Here is a 24008-nt window from a genome sequence, read left to right as displayed (position 1 = left end):
GAAAAGCAAATAAATCGCGCGCAAAACGGGCGCAAAAACGGTCAGTGCTTTTGCAAATTATGGAACTGGTGAGGTCAAATTCGGAGTAAAGGATGATGGAACAATTGTTGGCGTGAAGAATCCGGTTGACTTTTGTCTAGACGTCGAAAATAAGATCAATGATTCGATCAAACCGAATCCAGACTATAATTTGAAAATTGATGAGCAGACAAACGTGGTTACCTTAACGGTCAATCAAGGAGATCATCCCCCGTACTTGTATAAATCAAAGGCCTATAAGAGAAATGATAGTGCATCGATCGAAGTTGACAGAGCAGAATTATCCCAGTTAATTCTGATTGGTGAAAATAAAACATACGACGGCTTAACGGCGACAAATCAAGATCTCTCATTTAATGTTCTAGAAGATGCCCTGAAAGAAAAATTGGGGATTAGAAGATTAACATCCGACGTATTGATTACTCTTAATTTGAAGCAAAAAGATGGCTACACTAATGCCGGTGAGCTTCTCGCCGATAAAAACCACTACCGCGGAATCGACATTATTCGTTTTGGCGAGAACATTAGCATTATGCTCGATCGGGCGAGTTATGAAAATGAATCGATCCTTAAAGAATATGACCAAGCTCTCCAAAAATATCGCCAATACTATCAACACGAAGAAATTCAGGGTGCGACTCGTAATGTTGTCAGTCTGATTCCTGAAGAAGCTTTTCGTGAAGCTATCGCGAACGCATTAGTTCATCGGATTTGGAGTGTTAATTCGCAAATTAAAGTGTCCATGTTTGATGACCGAATCGAAGTAACCTCACCAGGTGGACTGCCACAAGGGCTAAGCAAGAATGAATACTTGGCGGGACAGATTTCCATTTTGCGAAATCCAATTATTGCCAACGTCTTCTTTAGGCTAGGGCTAATTGAACAATTCGGCACCGGAATAAGAAGAATCAAAGACTCATATCAAAAGAGCTTAGTTCAGCCGCAATTTGCAATTTTTGAAAATTCAATCAAAATCGTTTTGCCGGTTTTGAAATTCGTTGCTGACGACCTGACTGCTGACGAAAATCGGATTTACCAGTCAATTCACGAAGGGGCAAGTACCACGACGAAAATTAGTCAGGCAACTGGCTTTGGGAGAACTAAGGCTTTGAGGCTTTTGAAGCAGCTCAGCCAGCGAGGCTATGTTGAAAAAATAGGTGAGGGCAGAGCGACAAGATACATTTTAAGCAAATAAATCGCGCGCAAAACGGGCGTAAAAACGGTCGAAAACGAAATCGACCGTTTTTTTTGCGTGCGAAAAGTAAAAAAAGCGGGCGACTATGACGATTTTACTCACGGCCGCCCGCTTTGGCGTGTTATTCAGTTAGGTTGAGGATCTTTTGGATTTGTTCGGCACTCATCACCCCCTGAAGAGCGGAAGTCGCCATTTCTTCAGCCCAGGCAGTGAGTGGCTGGGCGGGCGTCTGGCCGACTTCGCTGAGCCGGGTTGGCATCTTCAGACGGCGGTAAACGTCCTGGAGTCCCGTGACGACGTTCGTGGGGTCAATTCCCATCGTCTGACAGTAGTGATCAAAGGCGGGCGTCGCAGTTCCGACGACGGCAACCCAGCCCGGCAAAAGAAGGCTGATGGCTTGGGAATAGGAAACCTGCCAGCGGTTCATGACCTGCATCGTCAACAGTAAAATTCCCCAGTCCATCGTCTTGCCGTACTGGATGTGGGAACCAATGGCGAGACTGCTGAGCTGGAGGATGGTCCCCAGTTCGTCATGGCTGGCTCGCTGGTGGTCAACGACGGACTGCAGCGTTTCCACCAGGGTGGTCAGATACTGATCGAGGGTGCCTTCGATCAGGCGGTTGCTGTCGGCGGTGAGGTCCATTAAGGTCAGCTGGGATAGGATGGTGAGCGATCCTTGGATAAGGGAGACGTTCGGCAGCGTGCCCAGGTACTCCGGCTGGAGATAGGTCAGCGCTGGGTAAATTCCTTCGAGTCCGTATGGCAGCCCATCGGTCCCGTTCAATTGGGCGGAACCGTTGGCTTCGGAGCCGGAGCCAGGCATGGTCGGGATGGTGAAAACGGGGAGGTAGGACCAGCCGGCGACCGACTGCTGGCCCTGGAGAATGGGCATCAGCTTGGCGTTGGGATTGGCGGTCAGGAGGGCGACGGTCTTGCCGAGGTCGTGGGCCGTCCCACCACCGATCGTGATGATCGCATCAGCGCCCTGGTCAATCGCCAGGTCCCGGGCCCGCTTGGCTGTTTCAACATCGGCCCGCCGGAAGTCGTCGAAAACGGTCGGGATGATTTGGCTAGCCTGCAGGGTGGTGGTCAATTTGTCGAGGAAGCCAGCGCTCTTGAAGAACTGGTTGCCCAAGATAATCAGCGGCCGCTTGGTTCCAAAATTGGTCAGTGCGCCCAGCCACTGGTCGAGGGGGGCATCGTACATTAATTGGGGTGCTGGTTGAATCGTGAACTTCATCTTTTTCTCCTTACTTGTCCATCGTCAGAATGACCCGGCCCAGCAGGTCATTCTTTGCCAGTTGATCAAAGGCGGCCTTGAAGTCGGCCAGTGGGAACTCCTTAGCGATCAATGGGGTAAAGTCACCGGCCGTGATGTGGTCGAGGACGTATTGGCTGGCAGTTTGGCGAATCTCTGAATGGTCAACCACCTCACTGACGGAGTAGCCCTTGATCGTCAGGCCCTTGCCGAGCAATTGCGGAACGGGCATTGGGGCCTCCATCCCGGCGATCACGCCGTATTCGATGATGTGTCCGCCCATTGCCATGGCGTCGGCGAGTTCGGTGATGGTTTGGCCGAAGATTGGGTCAAAGGCGATGTCGATACCGTGACCATTCGTCATCTGCTGGATCGACTTGACAAAGTCATCCTGGCCGCTGACGATGACATTTTCAATTCCGGTTTCTTCCTTCAGCAACTTGGCCTTGGCCGCGGACCGGGTCGTGCCAATCACCTCCAGGCCCCGTGCCTGGGCGATCTGGATGGCGGCGTGGCCAACGGTGGAGGTGGCCGCGGTGATCAGGACGTAGCCGTGGGTTAATTGAGGATTGGTGACGGCAATTGGGTAGGCGGTCAGGTATGGCACCCAGAGCGCCGCGGCCTGGTCGAACGGAAGCTGGTCGGGAATTTCGGCCAGGCGATCCGCTGGCACGATGATTTCTTCGCCAAAACTGCCGTACTTCAGGAAGTCGTAAGGACCGATCGGGGCAACTCGTTTGCCGACCCAGTTGGAATCAACGTTTGGGCCGACGGCGGTCACGACACCCGCGGCCTCGTAACCGAGACTGGCTGGCGTTTCTGGCACGGGTTGGCCGGGCAGGAAGCGGCCCTTGATGAAGTTGAGCTGGTCGCCGCTGATTCCGGCGGCTGCAACCTTGATGCGGGCTTCGTCGGCACCCGGCTGGCGCACTTCGATATCGTCCAGCTGGACCCCAGCAACACTACCGAATTGGTGAACACGTAACATCTTTGACATTCAATCAGATCCTTTCGTTTTTGTTCTAGATTCGTTATGATGTCATTAGTATATTCTTGCTCGGGTTACCCGAGGCAAGGCGAAAGAACTTAAAATTTGGTAAAGTGAAGTGATTGATGATGTATTCGATGCATGAGATAACCGAAAAGCTGGGGATGACGGTTTACACGGTCCGTCACTACACCGACAGCGGCCTGGTGCCGGACGTCAAACGGGACAAAAACGGCAACCGAATTTTTGACGACGAGGTCCTCAACTGGCTCAAGGCGGCCCAATTCCTACGGGGCTGCGGGCTGACGGTCAGGGAGGTTCGCCACTACTTCGACCTTTGCCTGGAGGGCCCGGCCACGGTAAAGGAGCGCTACCAGATCCTTCAGGAGGCGCAAAAGCACAATGCTCAGGAGCTGGCCGCATTGAAGCAGCGCCAGGAAATTGTCACCGACCGGATCAATCACTACCAGAAGATCCTGGCGGGGAAAACGGCCGACGATTCCAACCCCCAGGACTGGGATCCGAAGCGTTTTTGCTAAAATTGCATTTGAGAGGTAGAGACTGATGGATAAACATTTGCGACTAAACTTAGGCGGCTACGCGCTGGCTTGGAGCCTAGTGATCGGGATGCTGACGGCGGGCTACCTGAACCTGGTGAACTGGCTGATCGACCGGGTCTGGCTCGACGGGCGGCACCTGTTTGACCTGCCCAGCCACTGGTACCCGTTTTTGATCTGCATCCCCGCGGGTCTTTTGATTGGCTACCTGAACAAGCGCCTGGGCGACTACCCGCTGACAATCGCGGGGGTTCTGACCCAGGTAAGGATGAAGGGCGCGGTCGACTATCACCAGTGGTGGAAGTCGATGCTGCTGGGGCTCCTGGTCTTGAGCGCCGGGGGCAGCATTGGTCCCGAGGCCTCGACGACGGTGATCATCGGCGGGATGGTGAACTGGCTCGGCGACCGGATGCGCTGGGCCTACTATCTGGACCAAACAAGGGATGATGAGCACCGACCTAGTATCTGGCGCGACAAAATGAGGCGAGAAGAGCTGGCCCAGGCGCCGCGCTTTGGCACGCTGTTTAAGGATCGGCGTCAGAAACGACTGGTAATCACTTTGCTGATCTTGGTCGGCGTTGTCGGGTCGGCAATCATTTTCAAGCTTTTTCCCGAGGAAGGGGTCTTCGGCATCCATCACCGCACCATCAATTGGCAGTGGCTGGACCTGCTGACGGCGCTTCCGGCACTGGCGGTCGGGATCGCCTTTGGCTGGCTCTTTGTCCAGCTTGGCAAGTGGACCAGCCACATCGAGCATGCCCGTCTGGACAAGGTTTGGCAGGGGGGCCTCTTTGGGTTGTTGCTGGCGGCCAGCACTTTGATCAGTCAGGACGCGCTCTTCTCCGGTGAGTTTCGGATCGTGCCCTTTAGCCGGGAGGCGCTGGGGATGACGGCCGGTTACCTCCTACTGGTGGCCGTGCTGAAGGCGGTCGTCACCAACCTCGGTTTTGCGCTCTGCTGGCGCGGGGGGACAATCTTCCCGGCAATTTTTGCCAGCCTGGCGATCGGAGTGGCCTGTGCGCTTGTGCTGCCGGGGACGGTGGCGGTCAATGCGGCGGTCGTGCTGACGGCCAGCCTGACCTGCATCCTGGGTCGCCCGCTGCTGACGGTGATCCTCCTGGCCCTCTTGGTACCGATTGAACTGCTGCCGGTGCTGCTGGTGGCGGCTTACGCGACCGACTGGCTGATGAAGAAAACTAAACTGATGCAAAAATAAAGAAGATCGTAGACTCGGGCGGCTGGGTTCACGATTTTTTGTGTCAGGAGGAACTTTAAAAATCAAATTTTGGCTTTTTCCCGTATTTATTAATTAGAGCAGTAAATACGAGGTGAACAAAATGAACAACGAAATTAGCATTCAGGATGATTTTGTCTTCGGCAGCGTGATGAGCAATAAGAAGCTCTGTCAGCAGTTGATCCAGCTGATCCTGCCGGAACTAAAAATCGAGCGGATTGAGTTCCCGACGGTTCAGAAGACGATTCAGGAAACTCAATTCAGCCACGGTGTCCGCTTCGACGTTTACACCAAGGACCAGGACGGCGTCGTCTACGAGATCGACATGCAGATCCGCCACACGCGCGGCCTGCCGCAGCGGGTGCGCTATTATCAGGGCCGGATCGATAGTGAGATGTTAAAGCACGGGCAAAAGTACGCAACGCTGAACAGGTCCTTTGTGATCTTTATCTGGCCCTTCGATCCCTTTGGCCTGGGACTGCATCGGTATGACTTTTTAAGTTACTGTAAGCAGGAGAAGTCACTGGAATTGGGCGACGGTCGCACAGCAATTTTTCTGAATACTAAGGGCACCAAAGATGATGTCAGTAAAGACTTGCGCAACTTCCTTGATTACGTGGATAATAAGGATGTAGTAAATGACGAGTACGTCGATGAATTGAAGGATTACATCCAGAATCTAAGCAAAAACACGGAATGGAGGAATGATTACATGGATAACAAGACTCACATGATGTTCCACGACGAAGATGTCCGTGAAGAAGGGAAAATGGAGGCAATTCGTGGCACGATTTCTCTACTGCGTGAAGCAGGCCTGCCGGAAGATCAGTTAAAGTCTAAGGTTCAACAGCACTTTGACCTAACCAACCAACAAATGCAAAAACTATTCAAGTAAACAGCAACCCCCAGAGCCAATCGCCCTGGGGGTTGTTTGAATTTACTTTACTTTGTCAGGTAGCGGAGCCAAACCGCGCCGTCGTCAAACGACTGAACATCTTTGAGTTTGAGATCGATTGGCCGCCGTCCAGCTGGCCGCCCGTCAAAGAGGCTTGGCTGGTTGACCCGGCCATCAGCACCGGGACCGATGACAATGCTAATTTCGTCAATCAGGCCGGCGTCAAGGAAGCCGCCGTTGATCTTGCCACCGCCGACGATTGCCAGGCGGTCAACACCGAATTGCTCGGCTAGAATTTCCATGGCCCGTGCCAGGTCGATGTGCTCTTTGCCGGTTGCAATCCAGGAAATTCCCTTGCTGTCGAGGTCGTGCAGGTATTCCTTGGTAGCCTGTTCGCTGGTAATGATCAGGTGCGGTTGTGAAGCCCCGCCGTCATTGCCCCATAGCAGGGTGCCTTTGGTGTCCATCACAATATTGTAGCTGGCCGCGCTGGCATTTTTCCCGAAGGCTTCCTTGCCCAGCGGGGTTGCAGAAGCGCTGGCGAAGTGCTGGCCGCCGGACAGTTCGGTCTGGGCGGTAACCCGGCCGCTGATCCGGGTTGGGGCGTCGATAGCGCTCAGGGTTGAGTAGTAGGTGCTGTTGCCTTTCAGCTGGGCGGTCATGCCGCAATCGATCCGGCCGTCGATTGACATCATCATGTGACAAATAATGTATGGTTTATTCATTTCTTCAATACCTCCTGTGTGATCTTGTCCCCAGGATAACCGAAAAAATGAATGATTGGAAATGCTTATTTATCGTGATGAATTATGCAAATATTGAATGATTAAATGATTGTGATTTCGTGTTGTTTGGGTTTCTTCGAGATTAGCTGAATTGCTCCGCAGTCCGTAAGCAGGTCCAATGTCCGGCGGGTTTTAGCCATGGGGAAGCCATTTCTCTTATTGCTTTCAATAATTTCGTTGTCCTTAATTCCCAAGGCTGGTTGATAAGAAAATAGCTTTGACTGGGCAAGGTAGAAAAGAGTTTGTTTAACTAACTTGAGATCTGTTTTATTAGGGAAAGACTCCTTGTTTTCTTCGGTCCACCTGTTAATCGTGTCCTTGGCTGCGTCTAGTTCAGCTTTGGCTCGACTTAAATTTGTAATGTTTTCTTGCTGCTGACTAATTAAAATCGCCAGTAATGATTGAATGAAGAGCGTTAAATCGGCGCGGTTTTCGGCGTGATCTGCCTCGACGAAATCCTTGTAATACTTCTGAACGTGAGCGTGAATGGCCGTGGCCACTGAGAAGCCGGTGAAGCGATCATATTTGGTTGAGATATAGGAAGAGAGTAAGTAGCGCCCCATTCGACCATTGCCGTCCAGAAATGGGTGGGTGTTTTCAAAGAAAAAGTGGGTAATTAAGGCCTTATACAGCGCCGGAGTTGTGTCATCATTCATGAATTCAATTAATGTGCTCAACGCCTGCTGAATTTTTTCCTCATCTGCTGGTGGCCGGTGGACAACAACCCCGGTTGAAGAACTGATCGTCAAAGACTCGCCATTTGGAAGACGATCGCGGAAAAGTTCACCGTTTGGGAGACGATTTTTAGTCAGCTCCCCCTTTAACAGTCGATCGTAAATTTTACGAAAATCTGCCAGCGTTTGAATCTGAATTGGCTTGCCCAGTTGAGTTTGTTGATAAAGTTTAATTGTTGAACCGAGCCGTCGTTTGGACGTCGTTTCTTTACCGTTGACTTTTAAGCTGTTTTCTTGAATTACTGTTCCAATTTCAATTTTGCTCGTTTTTACTCCTTCAATATCGTTGGTGTAAAAAATTTCCGAAACAAGGAGTGAATTGAGAAACTGGTTAATCGCAAGGCCAGGAAGCTGCATTGCAAGATCCTCGATTCGTTTGGAATTGAGGCGGAATTGATCAGCCAGTTCCAGTATCTCTGGGAGTGGAAGAAAGAAAATGGGATACTTACTGGTTTGACTTTCATTGCGGTAGGTGAGAAGAGGGAAAAGGGCGGTTTTCTGAACTGCATAGCTGTTGAGCCGGGATTGATACTCATTTTCTACATTTACCCACGGGTCGTCGCCATTTTGCACAGCATATTTGTATTTTGAAAGCGGCAAATATCTCATTATTGTCCCTCCAAACGGTGTTTTGATAAATATTATACCATCAAAATCGCGAAAACCTTACTTTTGAGCAAATAGAACCCCAAAGTACACTATCAAAATCGTTAAAAATGCGTTTTTCACAAAATAGAGTGAGCTCTCATGGATTCAAAATCGACAAAAACGCATTTTTCGCAAAATAGAACCAGCTCTTACGCAACTAAAATCGTCAAAAACGGCTTTTTGGCAAAATAGAGTCAAAATAAAAATCCGCAAAACGCGTTTTAGGCATTTTGCGGATTAAGATATTGGATAATTTTATGGGCGCAGGCGGTTGATCATCCGTGGGAACGGAATGTTTTCCCGGATGTGATCCTGCAGGGTGACCCAGGCGAGGAACCGTTCCAGCCCCATCCCGAAGCCGGAGTGCGGCACGGAACCGTACTTGCGCAGGTCGTCGTACCAGCCATAGTCCTCCTTGGACAGGCCGTTTTCTTCCAGCTTGCTGGTGATGTATTCGTAGTCGTAGGAACGCTCGGAACCACCGATGATTTCACCGTAGCCTTCCGGTGCCAGCAGGTCGGCACAGATTACCTGGCGATCATCCGTTGGGTCGGTTGGCATGTAGAAGGCCTTGATGGCCCGTGGGTAGTTCTTGATGAAGACTGGCTTATTGAATTGGTCGGCCAGGAAGGTTTCTTCCGGTGAACCAAAGTCGTCGCCGTACTTGACGTCCATGCCAGCCTTTTGCAGCATTTCGATGGCTTCCTTGTAGGTTACCCGTGGGTATGGCAGCTCAGTGAATGGCTTCAGGCTTTCCACGGACCGGCCAACCATTTCCAGCTCGGTTGCGCAGTGGTCAATCAGATCCTGAATCAGGTAGGCGATGTATTGTTCCTGAATCTCTTCGCTCTCTTCTTCGTGGCACCAAGCCATTTCTGGTTCGATCATCCAGAATTCCGTCATATGCCGACGGGTCTTGGACTTTTCTGCCCGGAAGGTTGGGCCCATCGTGTAGATCCGTCCCAGGGCCATCGCACCGGCTTCACCGTACAGCTGGCCGGATTGTGACAGGTAGGCGTTGGTGTCGAAGTACTTGACGTTGAACAGCTCCGTCGTCCCTTCAGGAGCGGATGAGGTCAGAATTGGCGCGTCGAACTGGGTAAAGCCGTGCTTGTCGAAGAATTCCATTGTGGCCAGCTTAACCCGACTGCGGATCCGCATCAGTGCCCACGGCTTGCGGCTCCGCAACCAGAGGTGACGGTGGTCGAGCAGGAAGTCGATCCCGTGGTCCTTGTTACCAATCGGGTATTCGTCGCTTTCACCCACAACCTCGATGTCCTGGATGTGGATTTCGTAGCCAAACTTGGACCGCTTGTCTTCGGCGATTTCACCAGTAACGTAGAAGCTGGTTTCCTGGTGCAGGTCGTGCTTAGCCAGGTCGAAAATCTTTTCGTCGACGTCGTTCTTGCGGATAATTCCCTGGAAGAAACCGGTGCCGTCCCGCAGCTGCAGGAAGGCGATCTTACCACTGGACCGCTTGTCCGTCAGCCAAACGCCGATCTTAACGGTTTCGCCAACGTGTTTTGGTGATTCACTAATCTTAATTGTTTCCACTGTTTTAACTCTCCCAATCTAAATATATTTTACAGAATTTGAATGTGAGCCTGCTTGCACTTTTCAAGCATGTCTTCTGGCCAAACGCTGGCTTGCACTTCACCCACGTGGGCCTTGCCAAGCAGGAGCATGCAGAGCCGGGACTGACCAATTCCTCCACCAATTGTATATGGTAATTCGCCGTTGAGCAACATTTTGTGGAATGGCAGCTTGGCCCGATCTTCGGCGCCGGCCTTCTTCAGTTGGTCACGCATTGATTCTGGACTGACCCGGATCCCCATGCTGGAGATTTCGAGCTTGCACTGGAGCGGTTCGTACCAGAAAATGATGTCCCCGTTCAGTTGCCAGTCATCGTAGTCGGGTGCCCGGCCGTCGTGCGGCTTGCCGGAACGCTGGAGCTTGTCCCCAATCTTCATTACGAAGACAGCGCCCATTTCCTTGGCGATCTTGTCTTCCCGTTCCATTGGCGTCAGGTCTGGCCAGCGGTCTTCCAGCTCTTGGGTCGTGATGAAGTGAATGTCCTCCGGCAATTGGTAAACGGCGTCCGGGTAGAGTTCCCAGAGTTCGCGTTCGATCTTCTTGATGACCTTGAAGATTTGGCGAACGGTGGCCTTCAGGGTCGTTTCCGTCCGTTCTTCCTTGGCGATGATCTTTTCCCAGTCCCACTGGTCAACGTAGATCGAGTGGAAGTTGTCGACGTCTTCGTCCTTACGAATGGCGTTCATGTTGGTGTAGAGGCCTTCGTGCATGCCAAAGCCGTACTTTTTGAGGGCCATTCGCTTCCACTTGGCCAGGGAGTGAACGACTTCAATCGTCTGACCCGGGATGGATTGCATGGAGAAGGAGACTGGCGTTTCAACCCCGTTCAGGTTATCGTTGAGCCCGGTTCCCTTTTCGACGAACATTGGGGCGGACATCCGCTGCAGGTGCAGCTCGTGGCCCAGTTCGTCCTGGAAGTTTTCACGGATGAAGCGAATAGCGGCTTCAGTGTCTCTGATTGACAGCTTTGGATCGTAGTCCTTTGGAATAATTAAACTCATTGATAACACTCCTTGAAGAATTTAGATTTGAGAATAAAGAAAAAGCCCTTCGTTCCCTTATACAAAGGGACGAAAGGCTTTTTTCCGCGGTACCACCCAAGTTGCCTAGGCAAGTGCCTAGGCCTCTTTTAGAACACGAACATGTTCTCCCGGTGTGGTAACGTACCGGCGACGGCTGAGCCTACTTTGCAAAAGCATTTGGGTCAGCAGCATCGACAAAGTGTTTTTCAATAGCCCGGGGTCGATCGGTCTCCCACTATCACCGATTCACTGCGCGAACGCGACTATTTACTCTTCTTTCTCATCGCTTTTTTATTCTTTAATGGTATTCTAACTTAATTTTTTCAGAATGCAAGACTTTTTTGAAATTTATTTGCGGATAGCGAGGTTGAGCTTGGCAACCTGGCGCAAAATAACCAGAACCACCAATGCCTCGATCGGCCAGGTGATGATCTCCTTAGGCAGCCGGATCGTCAGCAGGGCCCAGAATCCCTGGGCGGTGCTGGATGAACTCAGACTCATCAGGTAAAGCCAGAGCGTCGTGAAGAGGACGTTGGTGATCAGAATTTGGAAGAATTCGTAGATCAGGACCCGCTGCCAGCTGATTTTTTGGTTGTAGAGGAACATCCCCGCGAGCACTCCGGAAACGAAGGCTGAGAAGGTGAAGCCCGGGAAAAAGAGGGTACCGGAGCTCAGAATGGTGTTGGAGATCAAATCGTTGATTACCATCGCCATTCCCCCGGTCCAGGGCCCTAAGAAGTAGCCGATCAGGGCGGTGGCGATAAAGCCGAGGCCCACCTTGAGGACGGCCGGATCGCCGACCGATAGCTTGCCAAGAACCACTTGCAGTGCGATTAGCATCGCCGCCAGGGTCATCTGGCGGGTCGTGAAGCGGGGACTAGAAAAAGATAGAATTGACATCATATTGCCTCCCTAAAATTATTTGAATGTTAGGGACGACATTGACTTGTCAATGTGGTGAATGCGGAATAACCAAGCAGCCAGGCGGCCTCCTTTCGACGTTCACATTCCGTTCCGCCGAACAATCACTCGGAGATTCCTACCCCAACAGAAAGAATAATAAGCGATTTGCGGATATTATGCAAATGAGTAGCTCTAAGAATAGGTGAAAGAAGAACAAAATGGAAATATGAATACAAATAGTTCACCAATTAACAATTTTTGCTAAAAGTTATAAAGAGTTATAAAATCAGGCGAAAAGTTATAATGAGATATAAAATAAAGAGAATGTTGGTTCGTGCAGGAACAAATGATGCTCGAAGAATTTTAAAAGGGACTAAGCAAAAATCACGAAGATTTTTTGCTTAGTCCCTTAATTATTAATTATCCGCAACGGCCTTGTTGACTGCTGCCTGTTCCTTTTCAACCAGTGCGACCTTGCTTTCGATGACCTTGATGTCCATCTTGATCTCCCGGGTCAGCCCAGGGGTGTTGATCTTCGGTTCAAAGAAGGCCTTGAACTCGGCAAGCCGCTCCGGCGTATGGAAGACGCCGGCCGTCACGGTGATGAAGGTGGCAAACTCCATGTCACCGCCGACCGTATCGTTCAGCCACTGCCAGTCGGTCCGCAGCCAATCCCAGGCCGCCTGCTGACCGGCGTCGTTGGCGAGAACGCCCCGGTACCAAGCACGCAGGTCCTGCGGCTTGATGACGCTGGCATCCTCGTAGAGCCCGACGATCTGCTTGATCAGGGCTGGGTCAGTGGTCTGCGGCAAAGCACCCCGGATGTCGGCCTTGTATGAGGCGTCGGTAGTGTCCTGGTAGGCTTTGATCAGCTGGTCAAAGAGCTCACTGTTGCCGTAGTTTTGGACCTCGTTTTTGATGACCAGCCCCCGGACGTCGGCAGACAGGTTCGCCAGGTCGTCCCGGTGATCCAGGAAAATCTGGTGAGCATCTGTCATGGCTACCTTGTTCCGAGCGTAGAGGGCCGCGTTCAGGACGTACGGCCGGGTTAGCTGGTCGTCGTTTGAATCCGTGTCCTTCGGCAGCCAGCCGAGCCGGGCTACCTGAGCTTGGCTGAGCTGATCAAAGAAGGTCCGCAGCTGGCTCTCTTCGGTTGAACCCGGCTTGACGAACATCTTCAGGCTGTTGGCGATCCGGTAGAGCTCGGCGTTGACGATGGCGGAGTGACTGCCTGCAAAGCGCTTCAGCAGCGGAATCAGGTCAGCATAGGAGATCTGCTGCCCCTCGGCGAGTAGGCGCAGGTCCTGGAGCAGCTGCCGCTGACTGATTGGGTCCAGCTCGTCGGCAGACTTTAAGATGTCGGCCAGCAGGGTGTCATCGTACTTGACGATGAAGTGAGAATTGTTGCCGACGTTGAGGCGGAACGGCTTCCCATTTGCTTCCCGCAGCTGCTGGTAGTTGCCCAGCTTAATTTCGGAAGCGGCCATGATCTGCGGGGCCGCGTCGTAGTTGCTGTTCAACGGGATCTGCCAGGTCCGACCGCGGTCGACCCCGTCACCAATGAAGAATTGCTTTTGCGACAGGACCAGTTGGCCGTCCGAATCGACCTTAGCCGTAACAACCGGGTAGCCCGGTTGCTCCAGCCAGGAGTTCATGATCTTGCCGATATCAAGGCCGGATGCATCGCCGAGGGCTTGCCAGAGGTCGCCACCCTTGGCATTGTGGTACTTGTGGGCGGCAAAGTAGTTCTTGAGGCCCTTCCGCAGTGCGTCGTCGCCGAGCAGTGCCCGCACCATAACCAACATCCGGGAACCCTTGGCGTAGACGATGGCGCCGTCGAAGATCGAGTCGATTTCGGCCGGGTCGTTGACATCAACGTGGACCGGTTGAACACCGTCCGTGGCGTCCCGCTGCAGGGCCATCGGTGCTTCCGAGGTTTGGAAGAGCTCCCAGATCTTCCATTCGGGATGGATGGCGTCAACGGAAACGTATTCCATCATGTTGGCGAAGCTTTCGTTGAGCCAGAGGTCGTCCCACCAGTTCATCGTGACCAGGTCACCGAACCACTGGTGCGCTAGTTCGTGGGTGATGACCGTGGCGACCAGCTGCTTCATGTCCAGCGAGGTGTTGTCAGGATCGAGCAGGAGGTAGGCCTCCCGGTAGGTGACCAGCCCCCAGTTTTCCATTGCCCCAGCGGAGAAGTCCGGCAGTGCCAGCTGCCAGGAGTGCGGCAGTGGGTATGGCGTCTGGTAGAAGTCCTCGTAGAATTCGATCGCCCGCTTGGCAATTTCCAAAGCAAAGTCGAGGTTCTTAGCGGGGTGGGCCTTGGTAGCGAAGACGCCAACCTTGACCCCGGACTTGGTTTCCGTCAGTTTGGACTGCATTTCCCCGAAGGCAAAGGCCACCAGGTAGGTTGACATCCGGACAGTTTCTTGGAAGTAGTGGACCCCGTCTGCTACGTGATCCTCGGGCATGTTAGCGATGATCGTTTCGCCGGGATGCTCATCGTACTTAATCGCCAGGCTAAAGGTTGCCTTGGCCGCTGGTTCGTCGACGCTCGGGAACGCCTGCCGGGCTGCGGTCGTTTCGAACTGGGTCCCGATCAGTTCCTTCTTTTCGCCGTTGACCTCGTAGTAGGATGGGTAAATTCCCATCATCGTGTCGGTCAGCGGGGCGGAGTAGTCGATCGTCAGGGTGACGTCGCCGGCTGCCGGCAGAGTGATGTTGATCGTTTCCGCCTGGTCGTCGGTGGTGTATGGAACGTCCTGGCCGTCAGCTTGGACGCTAGCCACGGAAAGATACTTTTGGTTGACCGCGATCGCCGCCTGGCTGGCGTGACCACGAATCGTTGTCTTTCCACTGATTGCCTTCTGAGCCCGGTCAATATCGAGGTACAGGTCGTAATGCGCGGGTTGGAAGGCATCTAATAATCGTTTTGCCATTAAAATTCACTTCTCTTTTATTAGGATAAACTCATTATACGGCGGATCGACCGCGGGAAGAAAGGGATTGCTCCCGAATGAAAATAAAAGCCCACCCGAAAGTTGGGGCAGGCGTCAATTTAGCGACTTTTTAGTTCGCCTTCGAGCTTGGTCAGCCAGTTTGGCAGGGCCTCGCTCAGGCTGTCGTAGGTATCCTGGAAACGGTGGGTGATCCAGGGGTCGACAATCCAGCGGTTACTCTTGTGGGGCGTTGCTTCGTAGATTCCGTGGACCTTATGCGCGGTTCCCGCCGGCGCCATATCCTTGGCATCGACCATGTTCATCTGGTCCATAACGATGATGTAGTCCGCTTCTTCAAAGTCACGGTCGGTCAGTTGCCGGGCGATCATGCCATCATCGGGAATATCGTACTTGTCCAGGATCTTCTTAGTGCGGTGGTCTGCCGGGGAGCCGGCCGCGATGTCACTGGTCCCCGCGGAGTCGACCGTGATCTGGTCCTGCAGGTTGGCCTCCCGGACCATCTTCTTAAACATTGCTTCGGCCATTGGTGAACGGCAGATGTTGCCGAGACAAACAAAAATAACCTTCATTAGACGTGCGCACCTCTCTAGTCTGATTGTGATTGGAGCTTGATTATAGCAGAATTGGCATTAGCCGTGTTGTTCAAATGCTCCAACGCACCACTAGTTCATTAGTTGATAGTAATGAATAAAGGCATCTACGCTGGCTGAGTGGTTTTTAGCCAAGTAGGCTAGGCCAATTTGGAAATGATTCGATCGCTCTGGATCAATTTTTAGGGGCACCGGTTTGATTTTGTCGTTAGCGGTAAAGGATGTTTTAGGAAGAATTGCAAAAGAGTTATTAGTTTGAAGGCTATAAAAAGTTGCCGATAGTGAGTGAACGGTGATGGTTTCAAAATCGTGATTATGAATAAAATCCTGTTGAATGCTGTCATAATCAGCCGTGCCGACAATTGAAGTTTTGATCATTAGTTTGCCCTTAAGCTGGTCCACCGTTAGGAATTTCTCGTTGACTAAGGGATCGTCGGCTGGCAGCCAAGCGACCAGTTGGTCATCACAAAGAGTTAGCCATTCAATCCCTGGATAGTCTCTTTGAATTGCTAAGACAACGTCGAACTGATGATTAGTGAGCCTGTCTAAGGATGACCACCCAGTGCTGCGGTCGATGGTGATGGGAATATCGAAAAGCTGGCTGAAATGCTGAAACATCTGCGCAATGGGCGCTAATTCTTCGTTCAGATACAGTCCAATCATCAAAGCTGCTGGTTTAGCAGGCTGTTGATGCAAGTCTTTGAGGAGCCCCTCCGTTGCGTTAACGACTGTTTGGGCATACCGAACAGTTTCTTGACCAGCAGCCGTGAGTGTTAGGCGATGATACTGCCGATTGAGTAATTTTTGTCCCAATTCTCGCTCCAAGTGCGCGACCTGCCCACTAACTGCTGGCTGGGTCATAAACAGCTTTTGAGCTGCTTTTGTAAAATTAAGATCACGTGCAACCTGAAGAAAAACTTGTAACTCGCGAATATTCATTCAAATCAAGCCTCCATAGCATGGCTTTTGCTTATAGTATACCCCTCGAATTAGCTATTTTACGCACGGACCGGCGCGCTTTATAGTGAAAATGTAAAAGATGTTCACAATTTCACATTTGCTAAAGGAGAGATTACCATGGGTATTCTAGATAACAAAGTCGCTTTAATAACTGGTTCTACGAGTGGAATGGGAGAAACCACGGCGAAGCTCTTCGCCAAAGAAGGGGCAAAGGTCATTGTTTCGGGTTTGAACGATGAAGAAGGTCAACAAATTGTCGAAGAGATTCAAAAAACGGGTGGCCAGGCGGACTATCAACACCTGGATGTTACGTCGGAGAGCTCTTGGCATGATTTGGTCGCTAAGCTGAGTCAATTGGATGTCCTAGTTAATAACGCCGGAATTGATATCCACTCGACCTTAAAAACGGAAATGCTGGAGGATTGGGATAAAGTCCTCAGGGTTAATCTGACTGGCCCGATGCTGGGAATTAAAGAGGTTGTTCCACTAATGGAAAAGCAGGGGCATGGCTCCATCATTAACATTTCTTCCGCGGCTGGTAATACCGGTTGTCCATATACAGTTTATTCGACGGCTAAGTGGGGCCTGCGTGGGTTAACACGTTCTGCAGCTTACCTGTACGGAGATGACAATATTCACGTCAATGCTATTTTGCCAGGGATGGTTAAAACTCCACTAGTACCTGATTCCTTTATGAAGAGTGTTGAACCAGCTCTTCCCGGGAAACGTGGTGCTAAGCCACTGGAGATCGCCCAGGTTTCCCTTTTCTTGGCGAGCGACAAGGCAAGCTACATTAACGGCCAAGATATTTCCGTGGACAACGGTATGGATAATTTGGGTGTCTTTGAAGGACTGATGAGGGCCATCAATAGCGGAAAGTAAAAAATTAGTTTAGTCGTGTTGTTCAAACGCTCCAAAGTGGACCTGCTGAAAGTGCTGGCCGCTGTAGATGTCCGCGCTGCTGTGCTGAACCGCCCAGTCTGAAATGGTGTCGAGGACGGGGAGCAGGGACTGCCCGGTCGCGGTCAGCGAATATTCAACCCGGATCGGCATCTCGTTGTACTGCTGGCGGCTGATGATCCCCGCTTGCTGTAATTCCTTCAGACTATCCGCCAGGGCCGCGTCCGAGATATCCTCCATGGCGGCCTTCAATTCGCCGTAGCGCAGGGCCTTGTTGTGGCCGAGGATGCAGAGCAGGCGGGGCTTCCACTTGCCACCGAAGATGTCGAGGGCAAAATCAACGGTGCAGTAGTATTTTTTGGGTGTCTTTCGCTGGTACATGGCAACCTCCTCAAAAAATTTTTAGTAGCTCAATCGCTTTTGAAATCGTATCTTTGTCGATTATAGATGGCTATCATGAAAATTGAAAATGATTGAAACAGGAGGAATTCATGATGACAGTCAAAGCATACTTACAGATTACGATGGTGGTTCCGGAAGAAAAGCGGGCCGCAGCGGCGAAGGTTTACAATGATTACCGGCAGCCGTTTTTGGACACGATTCCGGGAGCGCTGACCAAGCAGCTGCTGGTTCGGGATGAGGACGTTCAGGTTCTGCACGGTTTTAACAGCGTCGAGCACGCCCAGGCCTACCTGAAGAGTGAGATGTTCACCAAGCACGTCTTCCCAGGTCTGCAGCCAACCTGGACGACGGATCCTGACGTCCGCGTCTACACGGTGGCCTAACCGAAAAGCCCTTGCTTACTGAGTTTTCAGCAGGCAGGGGCTTTTTCGTTTAATTAATCACCGGGCTGGTAATCTTTGTCGATAATCAGGACAGGCTTGATGACCTTTCCAGTTCGTGAATCTTCGTTGGCTTCGTTAATTTGGTCGAAGTCGTAGAACTTTTCAGTCTTATCAAATGGGAACCAACCAAGCTTGTAGAATTCCATGAGCCGTGGGATGTCAAGCTGCGGAACTGAGTCACCCATCAGAACCCCGATGAAGTTCTTGTCAAAGGCACTCAGGTCACCCCATTCGCTGACGTTGACACTGTTAGACGTTACGGCGATGCCGGCACAGGTTCCACCGGTCGTCAGGGCGTCAATGGCTGCCTTGGTAATCACTGGGGCCCCGGTTGTGTCGATTGAGAAGTCAACACCATAGCCGCCCGTCAACTCCTTAATTTTAGCAACGGGGTCGTCATCGTTTGTGTTGATCGTGTGGGTCGCACCTAATTCCTTCGCCAGTTCGAGCCGGGCTTCGTGCCGGTCAACGGCGATGATCTTAATGCAGCCAGAGATCTTAGCGGCCATCATGGCAGCAAGGCCAACTGCACCGGTCCCAAAGACGGCAATTGTTTGACCCGGCCGTGGCTGGAGGGCGTTCAAAACGGTGCCGGATCCAGTAACGTAGCCGCAGCCGAGGGGACCGAATTTCCGCAGGTCGAGGTCCTTGTCGATCTTAACTGCGTTCCGTTGTTCGACAACGGTGGTAGTGGCAAAGGATGACTGGTTGAGCATGTTGGAAATATGCTGGCCGTCCTTGCTGAAGTTGTAGTCACCGTCTGGCCGGACCCCCATCAGGTCACCCTTAGTGTAGTTCCGGCATTGCCCGGCGTGTCCGGCAAGGCACTTGTCGCAGGTACCGTCAGTCCAGTATGAAAGGATGACGTGATCGCCCGGCTTGAAGTCGGTCACGTTAGCACCGACTTTTTCAACAATTCCGGAACCTTCGTGACCCAGAATAGCGGGATACCCGACTGATGCTTCGCCAGAACGAATCGCCTCGTCGGAGTGGCAAATCCCACTAGCAACGATGTGCACCTGCAGGTCGGTCGGGCCGACTTCGTGCAAGTCAATGTTGTCTTCGATGGTAAATGGGTCGCCCGCGTTCTTAACAACCGCAGCTTTGATCTTCATAAGAATCAACCTCCGTGTGAAACCTTTTGAGATTATGGAAAAACACGCTAAAATAATAGGTGTTATTTCCTCAACAATTTCATTGTAAGGGGATTCACAAAATGCGAAAAGAAGGCACTTTTAAGTTACAGCGTTACCATTAAGTAACTAGTGGGGAAGTGATTGGGATGAAGGACCGCTACTTATTAGGAATTGACTATCTGATTGACGTGATGAAGGGCAAGTATAAGACCTCGATCATCTGTCAGCTAGGGAAGAAGTCGCAGCACTTTGGTGAACTGCTTCGCAACGTCAACGTTGAAAACCATCACCAGGTGACGCGCAAGGTGCTCTCCCAGCAATTGAAAAGCCTGATGGCCAGCGGGATTGTGCACCGGGAGAGCCTCGATACCATGCCGCCGCAAAGCCTTTACTCCCTGACGCCCAATGGTCAGCGAACGCGGGAACTGATGGTAAAGCTTTCCCTGGTCGGCGAGGAACTAGTGAAGGAGAACGATCCGCAGATTAAAATTGAATATTCCTACGGCTGTATTCATGACGACGAGCTGCACACCGGCGAGAACCATGAATAGCCAACAGAAGCCTGGACCGGCTGCGCAAAATTAGCAACCGGTCCAGGCTTTTCGTTTAGCTAATGGATTGCCTGCCACCCCAGAACTAGGGCCAGCAAAATGGCAATTACGCCGACCACCTTTTTGATCACGGCCGAGGGAATGTAGCGGACGATGATGGGGCCCAGGTAGCCGCCGACAAGCAGCCCCAAAAGCAGAAAGCCGATGATGGCCCACTGAATCCTGATAGTGCAGATGAAAATGACGGCGGAACAGATGTTGTTGACCAGGGAGGCAAAATTTCGGACGGCATTGTAGGTCGCGTATTCGCCGCCGATTGCCTTGGACAGGACCGCGATCATCAACAGCCCCGACGCCGCACCAAAGTAGCCGTTATAGAGGCCGATAAGGATCACGCCGGCCCAGTCCAGGAGCCAAGCAAAGTGGCGGGACCGCTGTCGCACTTGACCTGAAGTGGGCCAAAGTAAAAGAATACCGGCCAGTAGAATAAAGACGGGAACAATCTTTTGAAAGCCCGCGTTGGAGCTGCGGGTGAGAATCAGGGCACCGCAGATGCTGCCGCAGGTGCTAAGAATTGCCACCAGGATAGCGCTGCCCCAGTGGTGCCTTAGCTCCTTCAGCGAGGAGATGGTGGTGCCGACCCCGGCGCCGACCGTTGCGACGGTGATGGTGGCGTTGGCGGAAACGGGCGGCACGCCGACCGACAGCAGGACCGGGTACAGGGTTAATGAAGCCATCCCGATGATCCCGGTCAAAATCCCGGCAATTAAAGACATCACTAATAAATAAGGGTAGATTATAGAATGAAGTTAGCCACCCAGTTGGTGGTAAATAAAAAACGCCATTCGGCGTGACATCAGGTATCATATTAAGTGAACCAAACCTATATGAAAGGATGTCCGTCAAATGACGCACTTAAATGATACCATGTCTACTATTTTATTGACTACTCATAAAAAGAATGCTCATCTTACTAAAGAAGAACGTGTGATGATTGCGACTTTAAAGTCGCAAGGACTTTCCAATCGCGCAATTGGTCGCCAATTAGGAGTTAATCATCAAACAATTAATAACGAGCTCAACCGTGGTACGGTCCGCCAACTTCGTCGTCAAAAATCTAATGGTAAGATTTACGAATATTCTTACTACATCTATAGTTATGAAGCTGGTCAGGCCACATATCTTGAACATCACCGCCATTCTGGTCGTCGTCGCTTATATTATTCTTCAAAGCAATTTTTACGATTAGCTGATCAGCTAATGCTTGGTGAGTTTGACGACCACCATTACTCCCCACAAGCGGTTATTTATAAGGCTCGAGATTTAATGAATGATGGCACCCTGATCCCAAAGTCGGTTGTAACTTTATATCAATGGATTAATGAGGGTGTGCTTCGTACGTCCAATTTAGACCTCTTTGAAAAACCTAAACGTAAGCATCATCAAACTCATCCGCAAGCTAAAAGGTGCTTAGGGCCTAATATTGCTCAACGACCTCAAACTGCGGACCAACGGTCCGAAATTGGCCATTGGGAACTGGATACAGTTCAGGGACAGAAAAACGGTAATGACAGTGTTGTACTAGTAATGACTGATCGCCTTTCACGAGTTAATATCACGAGTAAAATTGCTGGTAAAACTGCGCATGCAGTAAATCAGTTCTTTATAAATTTGCGCCAGAAAATGGGCACAGATGCTTACTATCGCATTTTTAAGACAATAACCTCTGACAACGGTTCAGAATTTAGTGAGTTAACACAAGTTCACGATCATGTTTTCTATGCTGATCCGTATTCCCCTTGGGAACGTGGATCCAATGAGATCAATAACCGGTTTCTCCGCAAGGAGATTACCAAAGGTGAAGCTATAAATAACTATAGTAGTGCTCAGATCATAGCGACTAATGATTGGATGAATCACTATCCACGAGCTATGTTTAATGGACATTCGTCAATGGATATCTATCGTAAGGCCTTCTACCAAGAGATATCACAGCTCCATCAACCAATAATCAATTGGTCAGTATTATTTATTTGAGTCCAGTGGCTAACTTATTCTTGAAATTTAGGCACTAATAAATAAGCCGTTGAGAGCATAGTAATCCTTTCTCAACGGCACAATTTTGTTTCGGGTACGCCTGCACTTACCGATTATTTACCAATTCATTTTAGTGCGGACGGGGGATGTTTGCAAACCCCGGTCCTAACCATGCTATCATTAGGGAAAAACAACGAGGGGGAGTTGAGAATGAAAAAGATTAAAGCCAAGCCGGTCTCAATGCTGGAGCTCTTCTATGACCTGATCTTTGTCTACGCGATTTCGCGGATTACGGCAATGATCCACCATCCCGTGGGCGGCGGACTAGCGCTAGGAACTTACGGCGAGTTCATCACTGCCATCATCCTGGTCATGCAGCTCTGGCTCTACCAGACACTGTACATCAACCGCTTTGGCCGTAGCCGGCTGGTCGATACCGTGGGGCTGATGATCAGCATGTACGCGGCGATCTACCTGGCCAACAACATCAACACCACTTGGGAGACCACCTTTCAGGCCTTCAATTCGGCGATGCTGCTAACGGTCGGCAACCTGCTGTGGCAATACCTCTGCGGAACCGGCAAGCATCCGTGGCGGGGGCGGGACGAACGCGCCTTCATCATCACCCTGCTCGTGGAATTCGTTGCCATCCTGGGCGGCCTGCTGTTGGGCTACCGGTACGGAATCTACCTCTGCGTTTTCGGGGGCCTGGTTGGCTTCCTGATGCCGCTGGCCTTCTTCCGGCTCTTTGAATCCGCTAAGGTCAACTTTCCCCACTTGGTGGAACGGCTGAGCCTGATCATCATCATCAGTTTCGGTGAGGCGCTGGTGAACGTCACCCAGTACTTCCACGGCGCGCTCTGGGCACCGCTGCCACTTTTAATCTTCGTTTTTTTGGCGGCGCTCTTTGGTTGCTACATTATCCAGATCGAGCAGCTGCAGGATCACTACCAGTACACGCGGGGCTTTGTTGCCATGTATTCGCACGTGGTGATGATCATGAGTCTGTTGACCATCACGGTTGGCCTGGTCTACCTAGCACACGACTCCGTTTCGCGTCCTTTCCTGGTCGGCATGTTGACCGGCAGCCTGCTGGTCTTCTACCTCTGCCTGATGTGCAACGCCATCTACAACCAGTCTGAGCACCGGATCAGGGGGAGCCACATCGGCTGGGTGCTTGCCATTTGGCTGATCGGCAGTCTGCTGGCCCTTGTTTGGCAAAGCAGCAATGTTGGATTGATGACCGGCCTGACGATTACCAATGTCGGCGAATTACTAATGATGTGGCGGTTTGCGAGAAAGTAAAAAGGCGGCGGGACAGAACTCGCTTGCGAGTTCGTTCCCCCCGTCGACGAGGCTGGAATCCAGCTAGCTACCGCGCTGTAGCATTTAAAACTAAAAATGAGGTTGGGCTAATTTCCAACCTCATTTTTGATTTTAAATATTGTCCAGGGCCGTCTCAATCGGCGTGTCACCGCTGCGCATCATGATGACCTTGCCGATGGTGTTGTTTCGGTTGAGGACCTCCGCCAGCACCTTGGCGACGTCAGGAATCGGGTTAGTAGTTTCATCGCCCAATCCCAGGTCGACCTTGCCGGTGGCGGCTTTCTCAGTCAGCACGGCCGGCTGGATAATGGTGTAGTCCAGGCCACTGTTGGTGATGAGGTAATTGTCCGCAAAGAACTTAGCAATGTTGTAGTCGGGGATGCTTGCCAGTGCCGGGTATTTTGCCCACTTTTCCGGCTGCAGGGCGTACATTGAGCTCAGCATGACGTAGCGCTTGATGCCAACCTGCTTGGCCGCCTGCATCGTCTTCACCGCGCCCATGGCATCGGTCTGGAGCAGGTCCTTGCCCCGTGAGCCGGCGACAAAGTAAACCGCCGCGGCGCCCTTCATCAGGGAAGCCAGATCATCAACGCTTCCGTGCAGGTCCATCTTGACAGGGGCCACCCCGTCCATCTTAACGATCTTCTCGGGGTGCCGGGCACCGGCAATTACTTGGTTGCCAGTCGCTACCAGGTCCTTGATCAGTTCAGTTGCCACCCGACCGGATCCGCCGGCGATAAATACTTTCGTCATGATAAGACTCCTTCCTTGATTGCATAGGTTCAACTTCATTATTATTCTAACTTATTTTTTGTTAGCGTGAAAGCAAAAACACTTGTCGGGCGCGGG

Annotated in this window: 23 protein-coding genes, 1 riboswitch and 1 other annotated feature; of the genes, 9 read left to right on the top strand and 14 right to left on the bottom strand. The window is 51.5% G+C overall.

Annotated features, from left to right (window positions below; all coding sequences use genetic code 11):
- Positions 1–13 precede the first annotated feature (13 nt).
- Complete coding sequence (locus tag LKE23_RS06660; RefSeq protein WP_291978275.1) at positions 14–1234, top strand: ATP-binding protein; 1221 nt, start codon at positions 14–16, stop codon at positions 1232–1234.
- Positions 1235–1355: 121 nt separating this feature from the next.
- Here the strand turns inward: LKE23_RS06660 and LKE23_RS06655 are convergent, their stop codons facing one another.
- Both LKE23_RS06655 and LKE23_RS06650 read right to left on the bottom strand, forming a co-directional pair.
- Complete coding sequence (locus LKE23_RS06655) at positions 1356–2474, bottom strand: iron-containing alcohol dehydrogenase (RefSeq protein WP_291976569.1); 1119 nt, start codon at positions 2472–2474, stop codon at positions 1356–1358.
- A 10-nt stretch (positions 2475–2484) separates the two neighbouring features.
- Positions 2485–3489, bottom strand: a complete 1005-nt coding sequence (locus tag LKE23_RS06650; protein WP_291976568.1) for a zinc-dependent alcohol dehydrogenase family protein — start codon at positions 3487–3489, stop codon at positions 2485–2487.
- Between the two features lie 128 nt (positions 3490–3617).
- On the opposite strand from LKE23_RS06650, the gene LKE23_RS06645 reads away from it, so the two are divergent.
- The 3 genes from LKE23_RS06645 to LKE23_RS06635 all read left to right on the top strand — a co-directional run bounded on the left by LKE23_RS06645 (position 3618) and on the right by LKE23_RS06635 (position 6166).
- Complete coding sequence (locus LKE23_RS06645) at positions 3618–4019, top strand: MerR family transcriptional regulator (RefSeq protein WP_291976567.1); 402 nt, start codon at positions 3618–3620, stop codon at positions 4017–4019.
- 25 nt (positions 4020–4044) lie between these two features.
- Complete coding sequence (locus tag LKE23_RS06640; protein ID WP_291976565.1) at positions 4045–5253, top strand: chloride channel protein; 1209 nt, start codon at positions 4045–4047, stop codon at positions 5251–5253.
- Between the two features lie 121 nt (positions 5254–5374).
- Positions 5375–6166: an Rpn family recombination-promoting nuclease/putative transposase gene (locus tag LKE23_RS06635; RefSeq protein ID WP_291976564.1), complete on the top strand. Its 792-nt coding sequence runs from the start codon at positions 5375–5377 to the stop codon at positions 6164–6166.
- A gap of 47 nt (positions 6167–6213) precedes the next feature.
- Here LKE23_RS06635 and LKE23_RS06630 read toward each other — a convergent pair whose 3' ends face one another.
- The 8 genes from LKE23_RS06630 to LKE23_RS06595 all read right to left on the bottom strand — a co-directional run bounded on the left by LKE23_RS06630 (position 6214) and on the right by LKE23_RS06595 (position 16343).
- Positions 6214–6891: a dihydrofolate reductase family protein gene (locus tag LKE23_RS06630; RefSeq protein ID WP_291976563.1), complete on the bottom strand. Its 678-nt coding sequence runs from the start codon at positions 6889–6891 to the stop codon at positions 6214–6216.
- Between the two features lie 101 nt (positions 6892–6992).
- Positions 6993–8294 (bottom strand): Fic family protein, encoded by a 1302-nt coding sequence (locus LKE23_RS06625; protein ID WP_291976562.1) that lies wholly within the window; start codon positions 8292–8294, stop codon positions 6993–6995.
- Between the two features lie 294 nt (positions 8295–8588).
- Positions 8589–9887 (bottom strand): asparagine--tRNA ligase, encoded by a 1299-nt coding sequence (gene asnS, locus LKE23_RS06620; RefSeq protein WP_291976561.1) that lies wholly within the window; start codon positions 9885–9887, stop codon positions 8589–8591.
- A 29-nt stretch (positions 9888–9916) separates the two neighbouring features.
- Complete coding sequence (gene asnA, locus LKE23_RS06615; RefSeq protein WP_267202663.1) at positions 9917–10927, bottom strand: aspartate--ammonia ligase; 1011 nt, start codon at positions 10925–10927, stop codon at positions 9917–9919.
- 62 nt (positions 10928–10989) lie between these two features.
- Positions 10990–11241 (bottom strand) — a binding site (T-box leader).
- A 55-nt stretch (positions 11242–11296) separates the two neighbouring features.
- Positions 11297–11848, bottom strand: a complete 552-nt coding sequence (locus LKE23_RS06610; RefSeq protein WP_291976559.1) for a folate family ECF transporter S component — start codon at positions 11846–11848, stop codon at positions 11297–11299.
- 53 nt (positions 11849–11901) lie between these two features.
- A riboswitch (THF riboswitch) is annotated at positions 11902–11997 on the bottom strand.
- A gap of 270 nt (positions 11998–12267) precedes the next feature.
- Positions 12268–14793: a M1 family metallopeptidase gene (locus LKE23_RS06605; protein ID WP_291976558.1), complete on the bottom strand. Its 2526-nt coding sequence runs from the start codon at positions 14791–14793 to the stop codon at positions 12268–12270.
- A gap of 119 nt (positions 14794–14912) precedes the next feature.
- Positions 14913–15383, bottom strand: a complete 471-nt coding sequence (locus LKE23_RS06600; protein ID WP_291976557.1) for a low molecular weight protein-tyrosine-phosphatase — start codon at positions 15381–15383, stop codon at positions 14913–14915.
- Positions 15384–15476: 93 nt separating this feature from the next.
- Positions 15477–16343: a LysR family transcriptional regulator gene (locus tag LKE23_RS06595; protein WP_291976556.1), complete on the bottom strand. Its 867-nt coding sequence runs from the start codon at positions 16341–16343 to the stop codon at positions 15477–15479.
- Positions 16344–16481: 138 nt separating this feature from the next.
- On the opposite strand from LKE23_RS06595, the gene LKE23_RS06590 reads away from it, so the two are divergent.
- Positions 16482–17246, top strand: a complete 765-nt coding sequence (locus tag LKE23_RS06590; RefSeq protein ID WP_291976555.1) for an SDR family NAD(P)-dependent oxidoreductase — start codon at positions 16482–16484, stop codon at positions 17244–17246.
- 9 nt (positions 17247–17255) lie between these two features.
- On the opposite strand, the gene LKE23_RS06585 is transcribed toward LKE23_RS06590, so the two are convergent.
- On the bottom strand, positions 17256–17645 hold the full coding sequence (locus LKE23_RS06585; RefSeq protein WP_291976554.1) for a winged helix-turn-helix transcriptional regulator: 390 nt from the start codon (positions 17643–17645) through the stop codon (positions 17256–17258).
- Positions 17646–17758: 113 nt separating this feature from the next.
- On the opposite strand from LKE23_RS06585, the gene LKE23_RS06580 reads away from it, so the two are divergent.
- Positions 17759–18049: a hypothetical protein gene (locus LKE23_RS06580; RefSeq protein ID WP_291976553.1), complete on the top strand. Its 291-nt coding sequence runs from the start codon at positions 17759–17761 to the stop codon at positions 18047–18049.
- A 53-nt stretch (positions 18050–18102) separates the two neighbouring features.
- Here LKE23_RS06580 and LKE23_RS06575 read toward each other — a convergent pair whose 3' ends face one another.
- Complete coding sequence (locus LKE23_RS06575) at positions 18103–19224, bottom strand: NAD(P)-dependent alcohol dehydrogenase (protein ID WP_291976552.1); 1122 nt, start codon at positions 19222–19224, stop codon at positions 18103–18105.
- A 167-nt stretch (positions 19225–19391) separates the two neighbouring features.
- On the opposite strand from LKE23_RS06575, the gene LKE23_RS06570 reads away from it, so the two are divergent.
- The gene (locus tag LKE23_RS06570) at positions 19392–19796 is read left to right on the top strand and encodes a winged helix-turn-helix transcriptional regulator (protein ID WP_291976551.1); all 405 of its coding nucleotides are present in this window, start codon (positions 19392–19394) and stop codon (positions 19794–19796) included.
- Between the two features lie 59 nt (positions 19797–19855).
- Here LKE23_RS06570 and LKE23_RS06565 read toward each other — a convergent pair whose 3' ends face one another.
- The gene (locus LKE23_RS06565) at positions 19856–20572 is read right to left on the bottom strand and encodes a sulfite exporter TauE/SafE family protein (protein WP_291976550.1); all 717 of its coding nucleotides are present in this window, start codon (positions 20570–20572) and stop codon (positions 19856–19858) included.
- A 130-nt stretch (positions 20573–20702) separates the two neighbouring features.
- Between LKE23_RS06565 and LKE23_RS06560 the strand changes: the two genes are divergently transcribed.
- Both LKE23_RS06560 and LKE23_RS06555 read left to right on the top strand, forming a co-directional pair.
- The gene (locus tag LKE23_RS06560; RefSeq protein ID WP_291976173.1) at positions 20703–21833 is read left to right on the top strand and encodes an IS30 family transposase; all 1131 of its coding nucleotides are present in this window, start codon (positions 20703–20705) and stop codon (positions 21831–21833) included.
- Positions 21834–22043: 210 nt separating this feature from the next.
- A complete protein-coding gene (locus LKE23_RS06555; protein ID WP_291976549.1) occupies positions 22044–23138 on the top strand; it encodes a low temperature requirement protein A in 1095 nt (364 codons plus the stop codon).
- A 132-nt stretch (positions 23139–23270) separates the two neighbouring features.
- Here the strand turns inward: LKE23_RS06555 and LKE23_RS06550 are convergent, their stop codons facing one another.
- The gene (locus LKE23_RS06550) at positions 23271–23912 is read right to left on the bottom strand and encodes an NAD(P)H-binding protein (RefSeq protein ID WP_291976548.1); all 642 of its coding nucleotides are present in this window, start codon (positions 23910–23912) and stop codon (positions 23271–23273) included.
- Positions 23913–24008: the final 96 nt, after the last annotated feature.

It is taken from the genome of Limosilactobacillus sp. (assembly GCF_022482365.1).
In the GTDB taxonomy this organism is placed as follows: Bacteria; Bacillota; Bacilli; order Lactobacillales; family Lactobacillaceae; genus Limosilactobacillus.
Note: the sequence above shows the minus strand (reverse complement) of the source record. Positions and strands in the feature narration are given on the sequence as shown.